The following is a 1,250-nucleotide window of genomic DNA, read 5'->3' as shown; positions in this document are numbered from 1 at the left end:
GCGGTGGGTGCCATGTCCGGCAAGAGTTCAACGTGTAACGGTTTGATAACTGGCCCGGAGATGGTGATCTATGTGGTCCGGCCGGCCCTCACCGTAAGTCGCCGGGCCGGCGACCGAGCCCGGCGGCGCGCGCCTGAACGATGGCTTGGGCGCGATCGGCGACACGGAGCTTGGTGAAGATGCTGGAAACGTGATTGCGGATGGTCTTCGGGCTGAGAAAGAGCCGTTTGGCGATGTCGCTGTTGGCGGCGCCCGCTGCGATGAGGTCGAGGACCTCACGCTCGCGAGCGCTGAGTTGGGGGAACAGCTGTTCGTCGTAGGCCGACAGGGGGCGGGTGAGGAAGGAGAGGATCCGGCGGGCGACAGGGGGACCGAAGATCGCCTCACCGTTGCCGACGGCGGTGATGGCCCGGACGACCTCATCGGTGTCGGAGCCCTTGACCAGATATCCGCGGGCGCCGGCCCGCATGGCGGCGAAGACCGAGTCGTTGTCGTCGAACATCGTGAGCATGAGGACGGCGGTGTCCGGGCGGGCGGCGGTGATGCGTCGTGTGGCTTCGACACCGTCGACGCCAGACATGTTGATGTCCATCACGACGATGTCGGGCTCGTGTTCGGCGGCGAGGCGTATCGCTTGGTCTCCGTCGCAGGCTTCACCGACGACCGTCACGTCCGGCAGAGAACTGAGCAGGGCGTGCAGGCCTTTGCGGAACACCGGGTGGTCATCGGCGACGAGCACGCGCAGGGCCGGGTTCATGGCGTGGCCAGTGGGAGATGGGCGAGCACGCGGGTGCCACCGCCGTCGGCGACGGTCAGGTCGCAGCGCCCGCCGAGTTCGGCCGCTCGTTCGGCCATGGACGGCAGTCCGACGCCGACCGGCCGGTTGGCGGGCAGGCCGACTCCGTCGTCGCGTACGTCGATGGTGAGCTCATCGCCGACCTCCAGCCGCAGCAGGCAGGAGCTGGCGTGTGCGTGCCGGGCGACGTTGGTGATCGCCTCGGTGGCGATCCGGTAAGCCGCCACCTCGACCGCCGCGGGTAGTGGCGGCAGCGGGTCGGGCGCGAGCACGTCTACCCGGAGGGCGTCGTCGCGGGTGGACAGCCGGTCGATGAACGCCGCCAACGCCGGGAGCAGACCGAGCACGTCGAGTGCTGGCGGGCGGAGGTCCTCGATGATGCGGCGCACCTCACCCACGCAGCCCAGAGCCTCGTTCTTGAGGTCGGCGAGCAGCGTGTCGGCGGTCTGAGGGT

The 1,250-nt window shown here is 68.9% G+C and carries 2 protein-coding genes; both read right to left on the bottom strand.

Translation table 11 applies throughout. From position 1 onward, the window contains the following. Positions 1-88: 88 nt before the first annotated feature. Positions 89-757 (bottom strand): response regulator transcription factor, encoded by a 669-nt coding sequence (locus AB0M20_RS44375; protein WP_364307594.1) that lies wholly within the window; start codon positions 755-757, stop codon positions 89-91. After that, a partial coding sequence (locus AB0M20_RS44370; protein ID WP_364307592.1) for an ATP-binding protein occupies positions 754-1,250 on the bottom strand: 497 nt, incomplete at its 5' end. The genes AB0M20_RS44370 and AB0M20_RS44375, both read right to left, overlap by 4 nt.

It is taken from the genome of Actinoplanes sp. NPDC051633, from assembly GCF_040681735.1.
Taxonomy (GTDB): domain Bacteria; phylum Actinomycetota; class Actinomycetes; order Mycobacteriales; family Micromonosporaceae; genus Actinoplanes.
This window is presented reverse-complemented; position numbering and strand designations above follow the sequence as displayed.

What these genes read in the sequence shown, in the direction of transcription:
- AB0M20_RS44375 (WP_364307594.1), bottom strand. Translation starts at nt 757, where the DNA reads ATGAACCCGGCCCTGCGCGTGCTCGTCGCCGATGACCACCCGGTGTTC.